Source organism: Pontibacter rugosus (assembly GCF_042678745.1).
Lineage (GTDB): Bacteria > Bacteroidota > Bacteroidia > Cytophagales > Hymenobacteraceae > Pontibacter > Pontibacter rugosus.
The window spans coordinates 1-20595 of the sequence record NZ_JBHTLD010000027.1; the positions used below are offsets into that span (position 1 = coordinate 1).

A 20595-nucleotide genomic window follows, 5' to 3' on the forward strand; every position below is an offset into this window, starting at 1 on the left:
CGTGTAATATTTTTACGTAGATTTATTTAGCAATATCTACGATATAAGTAAACTATGAACTTTGATATAAAGGACCTGCCTTATGGTCAATTCGAGCGTTTGGGGATGAACAAGAAAGACGTGCTCTCCATGAAGTCTGACGATTTGGTCAGCCTGCTGACGGGCAGGCGCACGAGCCTGCATACCTTTACTATCAAGGACGCCGGTCTGGAACCCCTTACCGTGGATGCAAAATTGAGCCTGAAGATGAATCCAGACAACACCCTTTCACTGTTGATTCATCCTATACGGAGGGAGATACAGAACGAGATTGGCGCCAGTAAGCAGGAGTTGGAGAAACTGCAAAACGGGGAGCTGCTGGTAAAGCCGTTTAAATCGCTTAATGGGGAGAAAGAGCTGTATGTTTTCCAGCTGGATAAGGAGACCAACGAGATTCTAAGGGTGAGGGTACGGGATATCCAAGTGCCTAGTGCTATCAGGGATATCGTGTTGAGTACTGATCAGAAAGAGCACCTGCGGCAAGGAGGTACCCTGGAGCTTTATTCCAAAGCAAAGGATCAGCTGATTACGGCCCGCCTGGATCTGAATGATCCTAAAGGACTGAAGATAGTGGAGGGGCAGGTCTCCCTAAAAGAAAGCCACACTTTGGCAGTGAAGGAAACCCCTGTTGTGTCTATTAAACGTTAGCTTGCCTATGACCTTTCAGGAATACAGAGAGCAGGTGTCGATTATTCAGGTCGCCGAGTCGCTAGGCTATGTGTTTGACCCCTTGAAGGGCAGAAAGAGCCCTGAGTTCAAGCACCCTGACGGAGACAGAATCATCATTAACAACCCAGGCGACAGCTCCCGGCAGATGTACTTCAACCGGGATGGAAGCAATGACAAGGGGTCTGTGATAGATTTTGTGGCCAACCGGCTGCACCGCTTCCAGGGAAGCTTTCGCAATGAGATCGACGGTATCAATAGGGTGCTATCTAGGTATGCCTATGCCTCTCAACCCAAAGCTCCAATCTACAATGTTACGGAGGCAAAGCCCTTTGACAAAAGCAGGTTTGTCGAATCGGAGGCCTCTGTTTTTAAGCTGCATTACCTGATCAAGGAACGAGGTCTCTCTAGCGAGACGGTGCAGCTGTTCCTGCCTTACATTAGGCTAGTGCGGGACGCAGAGAAAGATAATGCCTATACCAATATCGCTTTCCCACTGCAAAGGCCAGCTAGCAGCGAAACGATAGGCTACGACCTTAGAAATTATGGCTTTAAGGGCGTGGCAGCGGGCAGCGACCGCAAGCACGGTGTCTGGGTAGCCGACTTTGCGCAGAATCCGGTTCTTACACGCCATGTCTACTTTGCTGAGAACCCTATAGATGCCATGAGCTTCTATCAGCTGGAGAAGGATAAGCGTGACTTCAGCAACTCAGTGTTCGTCTCGTTTGGCGGGGGAATGTCGAGAATGCAGGTGGAGCTTTCCCTGCAGGCGTGGCCGCATGCTCAAAAGCATACCATTTTCGATAACGATTACCAGGGAAAGATCTATGATATCTATCTGGCCACGGCGATAGCAGGTAAGCCCTACACCTTTACAAAGAATGCCGACAGTATTACCTTCAGCTTGGATGAAAAGAAATTTGATATTCCTGTAGACAAGCTGAGCCTTTTTGCCTTTGAGAAGAACTCCGGTATTCGTTCCGGACTTCAGGTGCATAAGCCCCTTGGCCATAAAGACTATAACGACATCATACATCCCAAAAACAACCAAGAGAATCGTACCCCTGTGAAAGTGAAGTTATGATCTGGAATCTAGTATAGCAGTCAAAGACTGTAGGAGATGAAATGCAGTTTCTGTGTTTCGCATGGCTGTTACGGTTAATTAAGTCTCTGTAGAAAATATTTTTCACCTAACTATAAACCATTTAGTTTTTAGGCTATGAAAAAGCTATCTCTCTTCTCCCTTCTGTTGTGCATAGTTCTACTCTTTGCTGGTTGTGATGACGAAGGCGAGGGCCCGGTCCTGCCTGATACTGCTACCTATCGGGTAGATTACAGCCAGTCTGGGGATTATGAGAAATTCATTAAGATTATTACTATTGGAGGTGGCGATTTCAAAGTGAGGGGTACTAGCGAAGCTATGCCGGCCGTGTTATTTGACGGGAACCTTTCGGAAACGTCCTATTCCTTTGAAGCGGATAATGTAAGGGAACTTACTGTACACGCTGCCAATGAGTTCAGTGCTGTAGAGGATGGCCCTGCTTCCATGCAGATGCGCTTTGTTATTTACAAGAACGGTAAGCAGATAGATGAGAAGACCTTCAATTACAATGAGGCTTCAGGGGAGAAGAACGAATACTTGAATTATAAGGCTAAATAGTAGACACTTTTCATCCTGTTCATGCTGCGCCATCTGGTAAAAGAGATTGCCAAAACAGTATAGACTTAATTATTTCTTCTACACAAAGCGTGTTGTAAGTATGTCATGAAGGCTTTGCTCTTAACTGGCACATATAAAGAGTAATATTTATATAATAGCTGTTATAAGGGAAAGGCCGTTTGCAGGCTCCTGGAGGGGTGCCGCTGTTGGCACTTTTAAGGGCAAGAAAAGACTGTAGGAAAAGGTCCTGCTAGTGGTGAGCTATTCTTGCACGTCAGTCTGCTCTGCAGCAAGCGTTCCCCCAAGCTCTCTCTCTTAGGGACTCTCTTACCTTGTGAAGCAGCTCTGCCAATTCTTTAGCTTCTTCCTCAGTAAGGCTCTCTATCATGGCATCCACTTGGTGCAAATCCTTATCAATAGCTCCCAAAGCTTTCTGTCCCTTATCTGATATCAGGATATTGACCAAGCGCTTATCTCCTATGTTTGTAGTGACCTCCACCAGCCCCTTTCCTTGCAAACGGCTTACCAGCCGCGAGGCATCGGACATCCTGTCCAACATCTTCTCGCGCAGGAAGGAAGTGGACACGGGCCGGGGGTACTGGTCGCGCAGGATGCGCAGGGCGTTATACTGCTGCCCCGTCAGGCCATACTTTTGAAAGAATCTGTTGTAGCTGTTCGAAAGAAAGCCATACGTATACAGAATACTCATGCTGGCTTTCTGCCATTCATTCCGAAATGATTTGACGCCTAATTGGTTCTCTAAGTTCATAAGTGCAGTCAGGTGAGTTTACCAAGTATAGTAAAAAATAATGATACTTCCACGCTTTACAAGCCTGCTCAAAATAGTAGGTGTTGCTTTGACTCAGTAGCCTGCTGAACTAAGTGTTCCAGCAGTTGGTAAATCCTTTCGCTTGCATCCCCAGGTATCACGGGCCTTTTGACTTCATCCCCTTTCCTATTTATCATCCTATGTTTGGATACAGTACCGGACCTACTATTTTTCCCTTTTGTTGATTGGGGTGAGAAGCTATCGAAACAGAGAAAATAGGTATCTATATACTTGAAGACAAGAAAACTGGGTAAGGAATAAGATTCCTATTTATCAAGGGCTCATAAATCCGTGCCTTATGACAATTCCCTTACCCGGCTTCTTAACCTTGGACAGTTCATTAGGCCCGGAGCCTGCATCAGGATGCCTGATTGCTAGAGAAGCTATCTTTTGTCGCAAGTTCAACCAATATAAGCATAGTGTGATTGAGCAAACTTACATTGGTATCAACATGTCCAAAGACAGCTTTATGGTCGCCACAAGACAAGAAAACAAAATTGCCACTTTCCTGCACAGCAACGACAGGAAGGGGTATTCGAAAGTTCATCCAGAGTCTGCCTGACTAAATTTGGTGCATCATGGAGGCCACCAGGGTTTACAGCCTGCAACTGGCCATCGCTCTCTATGAAAAAGGAATCAAGGTGTCGGTGGTGAACCCCTTGCAGATCAAGCGCTTTGCCCAAACCAAGCTCAAGCGGACGAAAACAGACAAGGTGGATGCGGCGCTGATCGCAAGCAGCAGCAGTAGCAGCAGCAGCGCATGTCCCTGAAGATGCTGGTCAAGGGCCTGAATCAGTTGCACGCCCTGTCTCAATTGGAGGAAGCGGACAAAGCTGCTCTAAAGGCTTGTAAAACGGTCTTGACAAGCATATAAAATCAAGTTGAAGAGTTGAGTGCCTGATGAAGCAAACGGCTGAGAAGCCCGCCAGGAGGAAAAAAGAGTGTCTAAGGGATTCGGTACAAACGTAGGATGAACGGGGCTTGCCGCGTCTTTAGACAGCTTCCTTGATCTCTAAAAGAGAGGCTGCTGCATCTAGGGTCAAGTTTTTGGGTTTCCCAACATAAGCACTAGTTAGTCCCTTTTTACTCTCCAAAGCAGACTTATTTCTTTCAAAAGTCAACTTTCTTTCCTTTTCGGACAGGTCAGCAAGCAGGCAAAGAGTGAAGCTATCGGCCACATGCCTTAGAATTAACTGTGAATTCCAAGAAGGAAGAAATAAAAACACCGGCCACTAACACCGCCAGCTTCTCTACTCATAAGCTGCTAATAGCAGCTGTTGTGCTGTTTTTGCCAGCAGGGTAAAAACGCACAACAGCTTAAGCATATTTACTCCTAAAAAAAGGCCGCCAGACACGCTTGAAGGAATTGGCTGAAGAAGAACTGCGTTTATCCTGCGCGAATCACCGCACCTGCTCGTAAAAAGCCTGCAGCAGCTGGCCGAATGTCAGGGGGCAGAAAACTAAAAGTCTGTCGGAAGAGGTTTAATTTTATGTGCAAATGTTGGATGAACTAGCTTGAAGCCTTCCAATAACAAAAGCTGGTCAAAAGAGTACTCTTCTAAAACGCACTAGTATTTTATTTTAAGTCTTCATATGAATTCAGAAAGAAAAGACAAAACCATTGTCCTTACCGGCGGCAGCTCTGGAATTGGGGCCGCGGCCGCAAGGATCCTTACTGAAACAGGGGCATGGTTTGTCATTCCAGGACGCTCCGGGGAAACCAAAAAACTGGCAGCTGAGCTGGATTGCGACTATTACCTGGTTGATTATTCCAGCTTTTCATTAGTAAAGAAGTTCGCACAGGACCTGCTGGAAAAGTACCCGCAGATAGATGTACTGGTAAACAACGTGGGGGGAGTAATTGCTGACAGGCACCTTACAGAAGATGGACATGAAATGACATTACAGGTCAATCACCTCTCGGGTTTCCTGTTAACAAACCTACTGAAGGAGAGACTGGAAGAGTCCAAAGCCACTGTGATTAATACCTCGAGCTTAGCCAACGTCATGGGTAAGATTGACTTTAATGACCTGGAGAACGAGAAAAGCTACAGTGCTATGAAGGTTTACGGAACTGCCAAATTAATGAATATCCTTCATGCCATGGAGATCAACAGGCGTTTTAAAGGCGTAAGCGCAGCCTCTTTCCATCCAGGTGCAGTTAGCTCCGGGTTTGCACGTGAGGGCAGTAGCCTGGTTAAATGGTTTTACGAAACGCCCCTAAAAAACCTGTTTCTGATCTCTCCTGAAAAGGGGGCTGATACCTTGTCTGGCTTATTTCCGGTGAAGCAGGAAAAGACTGGCAGCCTGGTGAGTATTACCAAAAAAAAGCCTGGCCGAATAAGCCGCCATGCCAATGCCACCAATGCCGAAAAGCTATGGGAGGCATCTGAAAAGCTCATCGGAGAAGTATAATAGTTACTTAACCCCTTCCCACCAAACCTTGGGGTGCTCCAGGGTATCACTTAGGTTTACTTTTTCGCCTATCATGGGGTGTAATACAGGCATATTCTTTTTTCGGGCCTCCTCGGTCAACCTTTTTATAGGCTCATTCCAGGCGTGGTTAGAGAGGGAAAATTTACCCCAGTGGGCCGGGAAAAGTTGCTTTGCATGCAAATCCTTCGCCGCCTGTACTACCTCCTCGGGCATCATGTGGATGTATTTCCAGCTTTTATCATACTGCCCGTTTTCCAGGATTACCAGGTCAAAAGGACCAAACCGCTCACCTATAGTTTTAAAGTGGGAGTCGTAGCCGGAATCACCACCCATGTATATCCTTTTCGTGGGAGTGGTTAATACATAAGACATCCACAGGGAAACATTTCTTTTAAAACCCCTGCCTGAGAAATGCCGTGCAGGAGCGGTATTTACCCTAAAGTCCTTTTCTAACAAGATCTCTTCGTTCCAGTCTTTTTCTATTATTTTGTCGGCATTATAACCCCAGCGTTCCAGGTGAGCCCCCACTCCCAAGCCTGTTATTACTTTTTTTACCTTAGGTTCAAGAGCCTCTACGGTTTCATAATCAAGGTGGTCCCAATGGTCGTGGGTAATGAAAAGGTAATCAATATCAGGTAAGTCCGCAGGCATATACCTGTCACTCCCTTTAAAGCTCCTCGTGGTGAATTTTACCGGAGATGCACTACCGCTCAACACAGGGTCTACAAGAAATTTCTTTCCGGCCAGCTGCATGAAATAAGAAGAATGTCCAAACCAGACAATTATATCTTCCTCAGGATTCAGGTTCAGGAGATCAATCTTTTTACCGGGCAAGCTATCAGAAGGTGTTCTGCTGGCCTTGTCTCCAAGCAGAAATTCTTTCATCATGGTAAAATAACTGGCTCCTTCCGTGAGCATGGGCGTAGGATTTAAATTCTGAAACTGCCCATTTTTGTAATTTGGAGAATTTTTTACCCTTTCCAGCCTGGGTCCTGTAGGAATACTGCCAAACTGCGGCTGCTGCATAAAGAGGTACACTGCCAGCACAAGCACCAGAATAACAGCTAAAATAACAACCAACACACTCATAAGCTTGCGCATCTTTATCTAAATAATCAACTTTTTTTAAATGTCGGACAGGCTTTTTCATACCAGCGATCTCCAGGACATCCCCTTTATACGCCCGGTTAATAGCATTGAGCATTGCCTGCCCTAACTCCAGTAAAGTGTAAATGCTTTTTTGCGCCAGTTTCCGTAATATTGGGATCATCCACATTGTGTATCTGTAATATTTAATGTTCTTCTTTTCAAGCGTAGGTGTTCCAGAAGTCTGGGCCGGATCTTAAACTTTTAAAAGAAGGCCTCATAAGGTCGTTTTCGGATTTCCCTTTTACCCTTCCCTTTTCTGCGCTATCCGTGCCTGCTCCGGACACAAAGCAAAACGTCATGTTGGTATTTAACCTGACCGGGTAGAAGCAGAATCGGTGGAGGAGGTAGGTAAGCCGGAGAAACACCTGGGGTTTAACGTTGTCACCAAACCTTTTGTTTTATCCCACTTAATGCTTACTTGCCTGCACAAAGTCTACAGCTTTATAGAACATTTTCTTTGGCGGTACTGAAAGTAGCAGGTAGTCTATTATCCTTGCAGCTACCGAAGCTATACTTTCTTTTTCGAAAAAGACCCGTAACGCTCGCCCCGTTCCTTATGTCGACTTCCTTCTGTTTGACATCCTCCCATTTTTATGACTGGCCTAAAGTGGAGAATTACAGCTTCTGACACCGGTTTAATTTTTAGAGCGTTATTTGAAATTTTCCGTAATACCATCTATTTCAAAATTGTTTTTATTAGACATAAAGGATAATTTTGTCGAATGAAAACTAATGCAAATTATGATGTGGTAAAAGCCGGCATCGTGAAAGCCAGCAAACAGGTTTTCAGGCGGTACGGGTATACCAAGGTTTCCATGGATGATATTTCAAAGGCTGCCGCGAAAGGCCGTAGCACGATATATCATTACTTCAAGAACAAAAAAGAGGTTTTTGAAGCATTCGCAATCGGTGAATTCACTGAAATTATCCAGCAGGCCAAGGAGCAAATCCACCCAAATGCATCCTTGGCAGATAACCTCCTGGTGTACAATGCCAGTAAGTTAGATGGCTTGAAGGCCTTAGCTGCTGAATACGAGGGAATTTTAAGAGATCTTAGAGAGCAGGAGGGCTTGATTAGGCAACTTGGCAGAGTACTGCTTCGGGAAGAGTCTGAAGTGGTGCGGAGCCTGCTGCTTACCGGCATGGAAAGAGGGGAAATAGCAAAGTTGAGTAAAGAAGATCTGAATCTTTTGACAGAAATGATAGTAATAGCGTTGAGAAGCTTTGAACAGGAAATCTTTATCAATAACAGAATGACTGGTTTGGGAAACCGGCTAAAATGGCTTATTGACATCCTCATCAAAGGCCTGCAATGATTTTTTTTTCTTAAAGTTCGACAAAAATACTAAAAGTGTGCAAACGTTTAAATCTGATAACCCTATGCATTGTTCAAAACTACCTTTTGCAGCTGGTCTGTTGCTAACAATACTGAGTTCGTCCTGCAGTGATGAAGCGCAGACAGAGAAGGTGTTGCAGCCTGTAAGAGTAGAAACTCTGGCGTTAGCCACTGCGCAGGCACAAGGCGGTTCCATACAGTACACCGGCACTGTCAGGCCATCCAAGGCGGTTCGGCTGAGTTTCATGGTGTCTGGAAACGTGGTATCAATACCGGTGGAGCAAGGGCAGTATGTGAAGAAAGGACAGCTGCTTGCAACCCTCGATGAAACTACCTACCGCCGCCAGTATGAGGCCCAGCTGGCGCAGCTGCGGCTGGCGGAAGAGAACTATAAGCGTGTGGCAGAAGTGTACAGCAAAGGCAGTATCGCGGAAATCAATATGCTGCAGGCCAGGTCTCAGTTTGAGCAGGCACAGGCGGCGGCCAGAGCCACTTACCAGAATATTGCTCACACAAAGTTGTATGCGCCCCAGAGCGGGTATATCGGGTCCAAATATGTGGAGGTCGGTTCGCTGGCAAGTCCGGGTGTGCCGGTAGTTGAGATTGTGGATATTTCGCCGGTAGTTGTGGAAGTGCCGGTGCCTGAAGCTGAAGTCAACTCCTATGCGCAAGGCGATACAGCCACCGTGCAGGTGCAGGCATCGGGAGGTGAAAAGAGGACAGGAACAGTGGATGAAGTGGCTGTGCTTGCAGCAGCGGGCACTCCCAACTATACTGTTAAAATCAGCCTGCCCAACCCGGAGGAGCAGCTAAAGCCAGGAATGGTAGGCACGGTAGTTTTTGAAAACAAAAAGGGCGAAGCGGCCGACGCAACAGGCAGCAGACAGATCATTGTGCCGGTTCAGGCAGTTCAGGCTGAGTTGAACGGGCAGAATTTTGTATATGTCGCCAGCCCGGATGGGCAGAAAGCCATCCGCAAAAACGTGCGCACCGGAAATTTGTATAACAGCGGCATTGAGGTGACAGAAGGCTTGCAAGGCTCCGAAACCTTGATTGTATCCGGCTACCATAAGCTTGCCGACAACAGTCCCATTCAAATCATCCGATAAACAGCACATGAAAGGAAAAAGCAACATTGTGGAATGGGCGATGCAGAACAAAGCCCTTCCGCTCACTTTGGCAGCCGTACTGGTGATGCTCGGCATATACGCGCTCTTTAACATGCCCCGGAATGAGTTTCCCGAATTCACCATTCGCCAGGGCGTTGTGGTAGGAATTTACCCGGGGGCTTCCTCAGAGCAGGTAGAGCAGCAGCTCACCAAAAAGGTGGAAGAGTACCTGTTTAGCTTCAACGAAGTGGATAAGACCAAGACCTATTCCTACTCCCGCGATGGCATGATGTACGTTTACGTGGAAGTGGCGGCGCGGGTAAATGACACCAACACCAGAGACTTCTGGAATAAGCTAAAGAACGGCATGCCCTTGCTGCAGGCCCAACTGCCGAAGGAGGTGCGGGGCCTGTTTGTAAACAGCGACTTCGGCAGCACCTCCGCCGTTCTGTTGGCTGTTGAGTCTGAAACCCGGCCCTACAAAGATTTACAGCAGCATGTAGAGGAAATAGAAGATGAGCTGCGGGGGATTGAAAGCCTGGCGAAGATTACCCGGGTCGGTACTTTGAATGAGCAGATCAGCATTTATGTAGACAACAGCAAGCTCATCAACTATGGCATAACCTCCGGGTCACTGATGCAGGCCCTGCAGCGGGAGGGGGCCATTAACCCGGCAGGAACTCTGGAGGGAAAGGTGATAGACCGTCCCATTCACTTGACATCCTTCTTCAAAACAGAGGCAGACCTGGCTGACCAGATCATCCGAAGTGACCCGAACGGAAATGTCATACGTCTGCGGGATATTGCAACCATCAAAAGGGAGTATGGCGAACCGGAATCATACGTGACGGCCAATGGAACCAAGGCCATCATCATTTCCATGGAAATGGCAGCAGGCAGGAACATCGTGCATTTTGGGGAAGAAGTAGAGGAGCGCCTGCAGCTAATTGAGCGCAACTTGCCCCCCGACATTCACATCACCAAGCTTGCCAACCAGCCAGAGGTGGTGGATGAGTCTATAGCCCATTTTATGAAAGAATTCGGTTATGCCCTGATTGGGGTGATTATAGTGGCCCTCCTGCTGCTGCCTTTTAGGGTAGCCTCTGTGGCGGCTGCTACTATTCCCATCACCATTGCCGCTACCCTGGCCATTATGTACCTGCTGGGGTATGAGCTGAACACGGTGACACTGGCAGCCCTGATCATTGTACTGGGTATTGTGGTAGACGACCCTATTGTGGTTATCGACAACCACGTGGAGAAACTGGACCAGGGCATGTCTGTCTGGGAGGCTGCCAGAAGCAGTGCGGTGGAACTGTTTCCCTCTGTGTTCACGGCAACGCTGGCCATTGCCGCCACCTTTGCGCCGCTCATGTTCTTCATGTCAGGTGTAGCCGCCGATTTTGTCGGCATGTTTCCTTATACTATCATTATTGCACTCTCGCTTTCGCTCATTATTTCGATGCTGCTGGTGCCGTACTTCAATACCCTTTTCATTAAAAAAGGACTGCACCTGCCCGGCGAAACAAAGGAAAAAGAGTCTATGCTGGATAGGCTGCAGCGTGTGTTCAACCGCCATATCAGCAATGCCATCAACCATCCTGTGCTCACCACCATTTTCGGGATCCTTGCCTTTGTGATCGGGGTTGTACTGATGGCGCTCCTGCCGCAGCAGCTATTCCCTAAAGTAGAGCGGAACCAGTTTGCCATGGAGATTTACCTGCCCAATGGCTATAACCTGCAGCAGACGGACAGTGTTGTGAAAAAGATGGAAGGAATAATGGCACAGGACGAGCGCATTGTCTCCTACACCAGCTTTATAGGTACGTCATCGCCACGTTTCCATACGCTTTACGCCCCTAACTTGCCAGCGGAGAACTATGCGCAGGTGCTCATCAACACCACTACAGCAGAAACCACCGAAGAGGTGTTGGCCGAGTACGCAACAAAATACAGCAACTTTTTCCCGGATGCCTATGTGCGCATGAAACAGCTGAACATGGTAAGTGCACCGGCACCCATCGAAGTACGCATTTCAGGCCAAGATCTGACAGCATTGAAACAGGTAGGCGACCAGGTGATGCAGATAGGGCAGCACCAGCCGGGCATTACCTGGGTCAGGACAGATTACGAGGAAATGAAGGAAGGCATCCAGCTGAATGTCAAGAATACCGAAGCAGCCAGACTGGGCCTAAGCAAGGAGGACATCGCCAATGTAGTCGCCATGAATATGCAGGGCCTGCCAGCCACGCAGGTGTGGGAAGGCAGCTATCCGCTGGATGTTTTAGTCAAGACATATGAAACGGCCAGAAATAACACGGGCGCCCTGCTGGAAACGCGTGTCCCGGTTCAGCAGTCGCAAACGGTAGTGCCGCTGCGGCAGGTGGCAGATATTTCACCGGTGTGGCACCAGGGCCAGATCGCACACCGCAATGGCGTCCGCACGCTCACCGTCAGAATGGACATGGTGCAGGACGCGGTTGCCAACAACCTGCTGGGAGAGATGCGCCCTGAAATAGAAAGTCTGAAGCTGCCTGAAGGAGTGCGCATCAGCTATGGCGGAGAACTGGAGATGCAGGAAGAGAACCTCACCCCGATGGGGCTGTCGCTACTGATGAGCGTCGTGGTCATTTTCCTTATCCTGGTCTGGCATTTCAAGCGCATCAAACATGCGCTGCTCAGCCTCATCACCATGCCACTTAGCATACTGGGCGCTGCTTTCGGGCTCATGCTGATGCAGTACCCCTTCGGCTTCACGTCTTTTCTGGGTTTACTGGCTTTGTGCGGTATAGTGGTACGGAACGGCATCATATTGATAGACTTTGCCGATGAGCTTCGTGAAAAGGAGGGTTTGTCGGTGAAAGAGGCGGCTCGTGTAGCGTCGGAGCGCCGTATGCGTCCCATCTTCCTCACCTCATCGGCGGCCGCAGTTGGAGTTATCCCCATGATTTTGAGTCGCTCAACGCTTTGGGGGCCGCTGGGAACCGTTATTTGCTTTGGTTTGCTTGTTTCAATGCTGCTGACGCTATTCGTGCTGCCCACCCTTTACTGGTTGTTCTTCAGAAAAGAAGACAATGAGGCAGCACATCAAGAGAAGGGTTTAACACCTACAGTTTAAGTATACTATTTTCAGCTATGAGGTTTTTCATATATACTATACTGCTGCTCATCGGGTACAGCAGCTATGCCCAGCAGCCCCACACCATTAGTCTGCAGCAAAGTAAAGAGGCTGCGCTTAAATACAGCAAAGCCATCCAGAACAGTGAGCTGGACATCGAGTCGGCTGAAGCAGGTATAAAAATTGCAAAAGCAGCTCATTTGCCCTCGGTAGACGTTACTGGCGTTGGTGTGTATGGCTTCAAGGACTTGGTGCCTGCTATGCCAGAAATGCTGCCAGAAGGTATCAATAACTTTTACATGGCTGGTGTGGCAGCTGTACAGCCTTTGTATACAGGCGGCAAAATCAAAAGCTATAACGAGCTGGCGGAGCTGCAGCTGCAGGTAAATAAGCTACGCGCCCAGCAGTCGGTTGACTCTGTACTATTGATTACTGCCCAGAAATACTGGAACCTGGTAAACCTGCAGGAACAGCACAAGGTGCTGGAAGCGAATGAGCGCCTGTTGGATACGCTCTTAAAGCAGCAGAACGACCTGTTGGCTTCCGGCCTGATAGCCCGCAATGACCTGCTGAAAGTAAAGGTGCAACGAAGCCGCCTGTTGCTGAATAAAAGCCAGTTGGAGAGTGGTAAGAAGATAGCGCTGCTCGACTTCAGCCTGTATGTTGGTATACCATACGATTCATCTCTTGTGATGCAGGATACATTGGCGACAGACGTGTTACCACCTTTGTACAGCCTTGGGCCGGACACATCGCTGGTGGAGAACAGTAACTACCAGCTTTTGCAGAAGATGCTGGAGGGTGAGCGGCTGCAAACAAGGCTCACCAAAGCAGATTATATGCCCACTGTTTCCATAGGAGTGAATGCGGCGCAGGCCGGCGTGCTGGACAGGGGGATCGGCAGCACGTTTGTTCCTCTCTCGTTTGGCATGGTCAGCATCCCTATCAGCGATTGGTGGAGTGAGGGCAAACATAAAATGAAGCAGCGTGCTATCAGTGAGCAGAAAGCGAAAAATAACTTTGAAAGCGTAAGCGATCAGCTGAAGGTGGGAATTACCAAAGCCTGGTATGATCTGGTGGATAGCCGCAAGGAAATTGCCTTTGCGCAAGAAAACCTGGAGCAGGCCAGCAGCAACCTGCAAGTAAGCCAGGACAACTATGCCAGTGGCTTGGCAAGTGTAACAGAGGTAATGGATGCGCAGGCTTTGTACCAGGAAGCTGCCAGCGCCCTGGCCAGAGCTTACGCTAACTTCCAGCTAAAGAAGGAGAGCTACGCCTATGCGAGTGGAATATCCTCGGGGCAGAGGTAGCATAAGCCCGTATCTCATGCAAATATATGACAGTGGGTTTACTAACAATTAAATTGAAGAACTCTTCATAGAGACGACGTGCATTTAAAAGCTATTAATAGGAAGGATCTGCACAGGCATTATGGCAGAAGAAACTCAGACAGATAAAAGATGCTTACCTTGAAGCAATGAGGACGCGAATCACTTGAAGTGGGTTAACAACACGCTTAGACAAAGTTTAGCAGCTTGGTGAGGGAGTTCATGTCTGTTTCTAAAGAACTTCCCTCTAACACATAAGTTAGTAAATGGTTTATCTGCAACTGTAACTTATCATTACATTTCTCAGAGGCTGTTTTTAATATTATTGTTGGCAGCGAATAGGAGGACTTTCGGGCTCTGGCAAGGCTCCTTTTAAGTGGCATAGCAGCACTATGGCGAGAAAATGACGAAGCCAGGTTCTGATGAATTCCCTTTGTAGCCCAATGAATAAATAAAGCAGTCTCTAATTACTACCAAGCTTATGTTAATTAATTATTAAATGTTGTACCTTTGGACCATAATACGATTTTGGTCTATTAGGTATGAGCGATAATAAAGACGAGTGTATTAAAACGGAGATTCTGAACGAGGCTCAAAAGCTATTCATCCGCTTTGGCTGGAGTAAAACTACCATGGAGGACATAGCGAAGGCCGCAGGGAAAGGGAAAAGCACGCTTTACTATTACTATAAAAGCAAGGAGCAGATCTTTGACAGTGTGGTGACGCGTGAGATGGAAGAGGTGTTCCGTGTTACGAGCGGAGAAGTAGCCAAAGCGCAGACAGCCGAGGAAAAGCTGATGGCCATTGGTATCACCAAGTTCCGGGCCATACAGAAAAATGCCAACCTCTTCAACGTCATCCGCGGGGAAGTTGAAGCGAACATTCACCACATCATGGAGCTGAAGAGGAGGTACGAGGCCCGGGAAATCAGCATGGTGCGCAACATTCTCAAGTTTGGGCTGGAGCGGGGAGAGCTTTCGCACTACACGGCCGATGATGTGGATGCTGTCGCGTTTGCCTTGGTATGTGCTTTCAAAGGAATCGAAATCGGTCTGCTGATCGAGAACAAGCTTACGGACTTTGAAGGCAGGATGGGGACGATCCACAGTATTCTGATGCATGGCCTGAAGGCGTGACCTGATTGTAATAACTTTAGTTCGTCTTGCTTTTTTAGTCTCCCATGGCAACGTGATGGTTGATAGATATAGCGATGACGCGGGTTTAGTTAGCTCTCTATGTTTAGGACTAACAAAACACAGAGAGGTGAAAATATTACTTAGTGCTAAAGTTTGTTTGTATATAACAAATCTTAACTTGTTTTATCCAATGAATCTCTAAACTGAAAGTAGAAGAAGAGTTCTATCGCTTACTTTAAATACAACAGATGAATAATATACTTCGTCAGAGAATCCTCGCCCGCGAAAAAAGCGCAGCGCAACTGGCTGCAGAGCGGGCACAGGCGCAGGGGGCTTATCCCTATTTCAGGGCCATTGAATCTGCGCAGGATACGGAAGTGATCATAGAGGGCAGAAAGGTTTTAATGTTTGGGTCGAACGCCTATCTGGGACTTACTAATCACCCCAAAGTAAAGGAAGCCGCCATACAGGCGGTGGAGCAGTACGGTACAGGCTGCGCCGGTTCCCGGTTCCTGAATGGTACACTCGACATACATCTGGAGCTGGAGCGAAGGCTGGCTGAGTATGTAGGAAAAGACGCCGCACTGGTGTTTAGCACGGGCTTTCAGGTAAACCTGGGGGTTATATCCAGCCTCACTGGCCGCAACGACTATATCGTGCTGGACGAATATAACCATGCCTCTATTTTCGATGGCAGCCGTCTCTCTTTCTCCAAGGTAATCAAGTACAAGCATAACGACATGCAGGACCTGGAGCAGAAACTCAGCAAGCTGCCTGCCGATGCCCTGAAGCTCATTGTGGTGGATGGTGTCTTTAGTATGGAAGGAGACATTGTGAAGCTTCCGGAACTGGTGGCCCTGGCCGAGCGCTACGGCGGCAGCATCATGGTGGACGATGCCCATGGCCTGGGTGTAATTGGTGAGCGAGGAGCCGGTACCGCCTCTCATTTTGGTTTAACAGACCAAGTCGATCTGATCATGGGAACCTTCAGCAAATCCCTAGCTTCCTTAGGTGGCTTCATTGCCAGCGATTTTGACACAATCCAGTACCTGAAGCACCATGCCCGCTCCCTGATTTTCAGTGCCAGCATGTCGCCGGGCTCTGTTGCCAGCACCCTGGCTGCCCTGGATGTGATCCAGAGCGAGCCGGAGCGGATAGAGCAACTGTGGGCGAATACGAACTACGCCATGAAGTTGCTTCGTGCAGCAGGGCTGGAGCTCGGACCCACAGAAACACCCATCATCCCCATCTATGTGCGGGACAACTACAAGACTTTCCTGGTAACGAAGGTGCTGCAGGACAACGGCATTTTTGTAAACCCGGTAGTGGCGCCTGCCGTGCCTGCCGATTCGACCTTGCTGCGGCTTTCCATCATGGCGACACATACCTTTAGCCAGATCGAGGAAGCCGTAACAAAAATAGCGGAAGCATTTAAGCTTCTTGGCATTAACTCCCGAAATGCATCCTATGAAGCAAGTACTGCGAGTTGAGACAAAGCGGCAGCTAAAAGCCTTTATTGACTTTCCGCATGCGCTGTACAAGGACGACCCGCATTACGTGCCGGAGCTTTATATTGCGCAAAAAGACCTGCTCACGCCGGGGAAACATCCCTTCCATGAGCACTCTACGCTGCAGCTGTACCTGGCCTACCAGGATGGAAATGTTGTAGGACGGATTGCCGCCATCCTCAACAACAACCATAATACCTTTAACAATGCAAAGGATGGCTTCTTCGGATTCTTTGACTGCGTGAAGGATGGGGAAGTGGCAAACCTGCTTTTTCAGGAGGTGCGCCAGTGGCTGTATGCAAAAGGGGCTAAAACGGTGATTGGGCCTGTTAACTTCTCGACCAACGAAACCTGCGGCATGCTGGTGGAAGGATTTGACAGTTCGCCGGCGGCCATGATGCCCTACAATTACCCTTATTACATAACGCTGCTGGAAAACTTGGGCTTTCAGAAGAAGGTGGACCTGCTGGCCTACCAGTTTGGGGCCGATGGTTACAACGATAAGCCTTACCGGCTGTCGAAGGTAATCCGGGCGAGGCTGGAGCAGAAAGGAATTACCATCAGGCCCATTAGCCTGAAAAACTATAAGCAGGAAGCAGAGAAACTGCGGGAGATCTACAACTCCGCCTGGGACAAGAACCTGGGCTTCGTGCCGATGACGCCGAAGGAGTTTGACTATATGGCCAAGGACCTCAAACTGATCGTGGACCCAGATTTTTGCCTGGTAGCGGAGCACGAGGGCAAGATAATCGGTTTCTCGCTGGCTATACCGGATATTAACCAGATCCTGAAGAAGATCAAAAGAGGACGCCTGCTGCCTACGGGCATATTTAAACTGCTGACGCAGCGTAAGCAGATAAACGCTGTGCGGATAATCGCCCTCGGCGTGGTGGAAGGCTACCGGAAGCTAGGCATTGAGGCGGTGTTCTACGGAGCGGCCATGCAGAAGCACCGCGAGAAGAAGATGCAATCGGCAGAGGCCTCCTGGATACTCGAAAACAATGTGATGATGAACCAGGGGTTACTTAAGATGGGAGCCAGGCCTTACAAGAAGTACAGGATTTTTGAGAAGGCGCTATGAAAGAGCGGGTATTGATAACGGGGGCAAGTGGTTTTGTGGGCTACCACCTGATAGAGGCGGCGCTGCAGGCAGGTATGGACGTGTATGCGGCTGTACGTGCTTCCAGCGAGGTGGCTCATCTGGAGGGGTTTGGCGTACACTACACTTCCCTCGACTTTCAGGATACCAGCGCGCTGGTAAAGGAGCTGGAAGAGAAGCAGTACCGTTACATCATCCATGCGGCAGGCACCACCAAGGCAAAGCACCCGCAGGACTACGTGAACATCAACGCGGTCTATACCCGGAACCTGGCATCGGCGGCGGCAATGGCGGACATACCGCTGAAGAAGTTTGTGTTTATCAGTAGCCTGGCCGCGCTGGGGCCTATCCCTTACCAGGAGGTAGCGCCCATACAGGAGCAGAGCAAGGCACAGCCGGTAACGGCCTATGGCAAAAGCAAGCTCCTGGCCGAGCAGTACCTGGCGGAGTTAAAGGATCTGCCTCTGGTCGTGCTGCGCCCGACAGCAGTGTATGGTCCGCGGGAGAAAGATATTTTCATCGTTCTCAAGACCCTGAACCTGGGGCTGGAGCCTTACATCAGCAACAAGCCGCAGTGGCTAAGCTTTGTGTATGTGAAGGACCTGGCAAAAGCGGTGATGCAGGCGCTCGGTACAAGTATAAGCGGGGTCAGCTACAACGTGTCCGACGGCAACAGCTACGACCGTTACGCCCTGGCCACCGCCGCCAAGCAGATCCTGGGCAAGAAGGCGGTCAAGGTGCATCTGCCGCTGGGGGTGGCTACACTGATAGCCAACCTGCTGGAGACCCTGTATGCTTCCAGCAAAGCCATGCCCGCCCTCAACAGGGAAAAACTAAGCGAGCTGGCTGCCGAGAACTGGAACTGCAGCATCGAGAAAATAAGGTCCGACCTGGGCTATGTGCCTGAGTATGACCTGGAGAAAGGCCTGGCGCAGACTTTAAAGTGGTACAAAGAGAATAAGTGGTTATAGATAAGAGCACAAAAATTAAGACACAAGTACATAAGATGAAATATAAAGTAAAAAACGCCGAAGGGCGCCTGGGTATTCTGCTTCCAGGACTGGGAGCAGTTGCCACCACGTTTATAGCTGGGGTAGAGGCTATCCGTAAAGGAATGTCACAGCCAATCGGCTCACTCTCTCAGATGGGCAACATCCGTTTGGGTAAGAGAACGGAAAACCGTAATCCGCTTATTAAGGACTTTGTACCACTCGCGAACCTGAACGACATCGTGTTCGGGGGCTGGGATGTGTACGAAGACAACGTGTACGAGGCGGCCGTAAACGCGAAGGTGCTGGAGCCAGGCCTGCTGCATGCGCTGAAGCCGGAGCTGGAGGCAATCCAGCCGATGAAAGCCGTGTTCGATAAAGCCTACGCCAGAAACCTGGATGGCACCCATGTGAAAGAAGCCGCTACAAAGTATGAGCTGGCGGAGGCACTGATGGACGATATGCGCAGCTTTAAAGAGGAGACCGGTTGCGACCGCCTGGTTATCGTGTGGTGTGGCTCTACGGAGATTTACGCAGAGATCAGCGACGTGCACGAAACAATCACCGCTTTTGAGGAAGGCCTGCGCAACAACGATCCGCGCATTGCGCCAAGTATGATTTATGCCTACGCTGCTCTGAAACTGGGTGTTCCTTTTGCAAACGGAGCCCCCAACCTAACGGTGGATATTCCTGCCATTGTAGAACTGGCGAAACTAAACGGCGTGGCTATTTCGGGCAAGGACTTCAAAACGGGTCAGACACTGATGAAAACCATTTTGGCGCCAGGCCTGCAGGCCAGAGCGCTGGGCATCAAAGGCTGGTTCTCGTCTAACATCCTGGGCAACCGCGACGGCCTGGTCCTCGACGATCCGGATAACTTTAAAACCAAGGAAGTATCGAAGTTGGGCGTGCTCGAAGACATTCTGCACCCGGAGGACAACCCGGAGCTGTACGGCGACATCTACCACAAGATCCGCATCAACTACTACCCTCCTCACGGTGACAACAAAGAGAGCTGGGACAACATCGACATCTTCGGCTGGCTGGGCTACCAGATGCAGATCAAGATCAACTTCCTGTGCCGTGATTCTATTCTGGCAGCACCAATCGTGCTGGACCTGGCCCTGTTTACTGACCTGGCACAGCGTGCCGGCATGAGCGGTATTCAGGAGTGGTTGTCGTTCTACTATAAGTCGCCGCAAACCGCTGAAGGCCTGCGCCCGGAACATGACATCTTCAAGCAATTGATCAAACTGCAGAACACGCTGCGCCACATGATGGGAGAGGACCTGATAACGCACTTAGGCCTTGACTATTACGAAGACTTTGTAGAAGAAGAGCGTTAATAGATCGATTAGTGATTAGAATACACAAACTAGTTTCCACCAGCCTGGGCATCGGCTACATAGGAAAGGGAGGAGGTACGGTAGCCGCTGTGGCCGTTTGCCTTTGCCTGTATGCCGCGCAATGGGCTGGTGGGAGCCAGCTTGTGCGCTGGCTCCCGATGATAACTCTGTTGTTAACGGGGGTAGGTGTCTGGTCCGCCACGGAGGTAGAGCCGCTGTGGGGCAAAGACGACAAGAAAGTAGTGATAGACGAGGTGGCGGGAATGTGCATCAGCATGTTGTTTATACCTGTTAAACTACCGTACCTGTGCGCAGGCTTGGTCCTGTTCAGGTTCTTTGATATTGCGAAGCCGCTTTTTATAAGAAGGCTGGAGAGTGTGGAAGGAGGCCTAGGCGTAATGCTGGACGACGTATTGGCGGGCGTTTACGCGAACTTAATTTTACAGATACTTTTATACTACAAGGTTTTTTAAATGTTCACCTTCCTGAAGGCGCAGGCTGCCTCTCTGGTAGCGTCTGCTGTCGATTTTCTGGTGACAATCATCGCTGTGGAACTGTGCGGCTTCTGGTATTTGGCCGGCACCACAGTGGGCACTGTATCAGGTGGTGTAACACATTTCACCCTGGGCAGAACTTGGGTGTTTCATGCTGCAGACAAAACTATACCGGCACAAGCAATCAAGTATTTCCTGGTCTGGAACGGCAGCCTGTTGCTTAATGCATCGGGCGTGTATGTGATAACGCATTACGGAGGGGGTAGCTATGTCTACTCCAAGGTTATTACGTCCGTGCTTGTCGGTTTTTTCTATAACTATTTAATTCAAAAACGATATGTATTCAAGTAGGA

General features: G+C 49.1%; 21 protein-coding genes. 16 read left to right on the plus strand and 5 right to left on the minus strand.

Annotated features, from left to right (window positions below):
• The first annotated feature begins 54 nt into the window (after positions 1-54).
• The 3 genes from ACFQ2O_RS04930 (at position 55) to ACFQ2O_RS04940 (ending at position 2365) form a co-directional block, all read left to right on the plus strand.
• Complete coding sequence (locus ACFQ2O_RS04930; protein ID WP_147920731.1) at positions 55-687, plus strand: DUF4099 domain-containing protein; 633 nt, start codon at positions 55-57, stop codon at positions 685-687.
• A 7-nt stretch (positions 688-694) separates the two neighbouring features.
• Complete coding sequence (locus ACFQ2O_RS04935; RefSeq protein ID WP_377523322.1) at positions 695-1789, plus strand: DUF3991 domain-containing protein; 1095 nt, start codon at positions 695-697, stop codon at positions 1787-1789.
• A 135-nt stretch (positions 1790-1924) separates the two neighbouring features.
• A complete protein-coding gene (locus ACFQ2O_RS04940; RefSeq protein ID WP_266206417.1) occupies positions 1925-2365 on the plus strand; it encodes a beta-barrel fold lipoprotein in 441 nt (146 codons plus the stop codon).
• Between the two features lie 274 nt (positions 2366-2639).
• Here the strand turns inward: ACFQ2O_RS04940 and ACFQ2O_RS04945 are convergent, their stop codons facing one another.
• Entirely contained in the window at positions 2640-3134 is a 495-nt protein-coding gene (locus ACFQ2O_RS04945) for a MarR family winged helix-turn-helix transcriptional regulator (protein WP_106219173.1), read from the minus strand.
• 358 nt (positions 3135-3492) lie between these two features.
• Here ACFQ2O_RS04945 and ACFQ2O_RS04950 point away from each other — a divergent pair, with 358 nt between their 5' ends.
• A complete protein-coding gene (locus tag ACFQ2O_RS04950; RefSeq protein ID WP_377523328.1) occupies positions 3493-3756 on the plus strand; it encodes a hypothetical protein in 264 nt (87 codons plus the stop codon).
• Positions 3757-3772: 16 nt separating this feature from the next.
• Positions 3773-3964, plus strand: a complete 192-nt coding sequence (locus tag ACFQ2O_RS04955) for an IS110 family transposase (protein ID WP_089320849.1) — start codon at positions 3773-3775, stop codon at positions 3962-3964.
• Between the two features lie 222 nt (positions 3965-4186).
• Here the strand turns inward: ACFQ2O_RS04955 and ACFQ2O_RS04960 are convergent, their stop codons facing one another.
• On the minus strand, positions 4187-4372 hold the full coding sequence (locus tag ACFQ2O_RS04960; RefSeq protein ID WP_089320850.1) for a hypothetical protein: 186 nt from the start codon (positions 4370-4372) through the stop codon (positions 4187-4189).
• Positions 4373-4787: 415 nt separating this feature from the next.
• Here ACFQ2O_RS04960 and ACFQ2O_RS04965 point away from each other — a divergent pair, with 415 nt between their 5' ends.
• Positions 4788-5609: an SDR family NAD(P)-dependent oxidoreductase gene (locus tag ACFQ2O_RS04965; protein ID WP_245842721.1), complete on the plus strand. Its 822-nt coding sequence runs from the start codon at positions 4788-4790 to the stop codon at positions 5607-5609.
• A 3-nt stretch (positions 5610-5612) separates the two neighbouring features.
• Here the strand turns inward: ACFQ2O_RS04965 and ACFQ2O_RS04970 are convergent, their stop codons facing one another.
• The gene (locus ACFQ2O_RS04970) at positions 5613-6518 is read right to left on the minus strand and encodes an MBL fold metallo-hydrolase (RefSeq protein WP_308701867.1); all 906 of its coding nucleotides are present in this window, start codon (positions 6516-6518) and stop codon (positions 5613-5615) included.
• Positions 6469-6900, minus strand: coding sequence for a hypothetical protein (locus ACFQ2O_RS04975; protein WP_243409697.1), 432 nt, complete (start codon positions 6898-6900; stop codon positions 6469-6471). Before ACFQ2O_RS04975 ends, ACFQ2O_RS04970 begins: the two co-directional genes overlap by 50 nt.
• Positions 6901-7501: 601 nt before the next feature.
• Here ACFQ2O_RS04975 and ACFQ2O_RS04980 point away from each other — a divergent pair.
• The 6 genes from ACFQ2O_RS04980 (at position 7502) to spt (ending at position 16296) form a co-directional block, all read left to right on the plus strand.
• Entirely contained in the window at positions 7502-8095 is a 594-nt protein-coding gene (locus ACFQ2O_RS04980; protein WP_089320852.1) for a TetR/AcrR family transcriptional regulator, read from the plus strand.
• Positions 8096-8159: 64 nt separating this feature from the next.
• Complete coding sequence (locus ACFQ2O_RS04985; RefSeq protein WP_089320853.1) at positions 8160-9224, plus strand: efflux RND transporter periplasmic adaptor subunit; 1065 nt, start codon at positions 8160-8162, stop codon at positions 9222-9224.
• A gap of 7 nt (positions 9225-9231) precedes the next feature.
• On the plus strand, positions 9232-12342 hold the full coding sequence (locus ACFQ2O_RS04990) for an efflux RND transporter permease subunit (protein WP_089320854.1): 3111 nt from the start codon (positions 9232-9234) through the stop codon (positions 12340-12342).
• 17 nt (positions 12343-12359) lie between these two features.
• On the plus strand, positions 12360-13652 hold the full coding sequence (locus ACFQ2O_RS04995) for a TolC family protein (protein WP_089320855.1): 1293 nt from the start codon (positions 12360-12362) through the stop codon (positions 13650-13652).
• A 560-nt stretch (positions 13653-14212) separates the two neighbouring features.
• Positions 14213-14806, plus strand: coding sequence for a TetR/AcrR family transcriptional regulator (locus ACFQ2O_RS05000; RefSeq protein ID WP_089320856.1), 594 nt, complete (start codon positions 14213-14215; stop codon positions 14804-14806).
• A gap of 248 nt (positions 14807-15054) precedes the next feature.
• Positions 15055-16296, plus strand: coding sequence for a serine palmitoyltransferase (gene spt, locus ACFQ2O_RS05005; RefSeq protein WP_377523347.1), 1242 nt, complete (start codon positions 15055-15057; stop codon positions 16294-16296).
• 13 nt (positions 16297-16309) lie between these two features.
• Here the strand turns inward: spt and ACFQ2O_RS05010 are convergent, their stop codons facing one another.
• Positions 16310-17170: a hypothetical protein gene (locus ACFQ2O_RS05010; RefSeq protein ID WP_377523376.1), complete on the minus strand. Its 861-nt coding sequence runs from the start codon at positions 17168-17170 to the stop codon at positions 16310-16312.
• A gap of 221 nt (positions 17171-17391) precedes the next feature.
• Here ACFQ2O_RS05010 and ACFQ2O_RS05015 point away from each other — a divergent pair, with 221 nt between their 5' ends.
• From ACFQ2O_RS05015 to ACFQ2O_RS05030, 4 genes are read left to right on the plus strand one after another with little or no spacing between them, the layout of a single operon-like run.
• A complete protein-coding gene (locus ACFQ2O_RS05015) occupies positions 17392-18384 on the plus strand; it encodes an NAD-dependent epimerase/dehydratase family protein (RefSeq protein WP_089320859.1) in 993 nt (330 codons plus the stop codon).
• Positions 18385-18419: 35 nt separating this feature from the next.
• The gene (locus tag ACFQ2O_RS05020; RefSeq protein WP_377523352.1) at positions 18420-19748 is read left to right on the plus strand and encodes an inositol-3-phosphate synthase; all 1329 of its coding nucleotides are present in this window, start codon (positions 18420-18422) and stop codon (positions 19746-19748) included.
• Positions 19749-19759: 11 nt separating this feature from the next.
• A complete protein-coding gene (locus tag ACFQ2O_RS05025) occupies positions 19760-20221 on the plus strand; it encodes a phosphatidylglycerophosphatase A family protein (protein ID WP_377523355.1) in 462 nt (153 codons plus the stop codon).
• The gene (locus tag ACFQ2O_RS05030; protein ID WP_241642289.1) at positions 20222-20593 is read left to right on the plus strand and encodes a GtrA family protein; all 372 of its coding nucleotides are present in this window, start codon (positions 20222-20224) and stop codon (positions 20591-20593) included.
• Positions 20594-20595 lie beyond the last annotated feature (2 nt).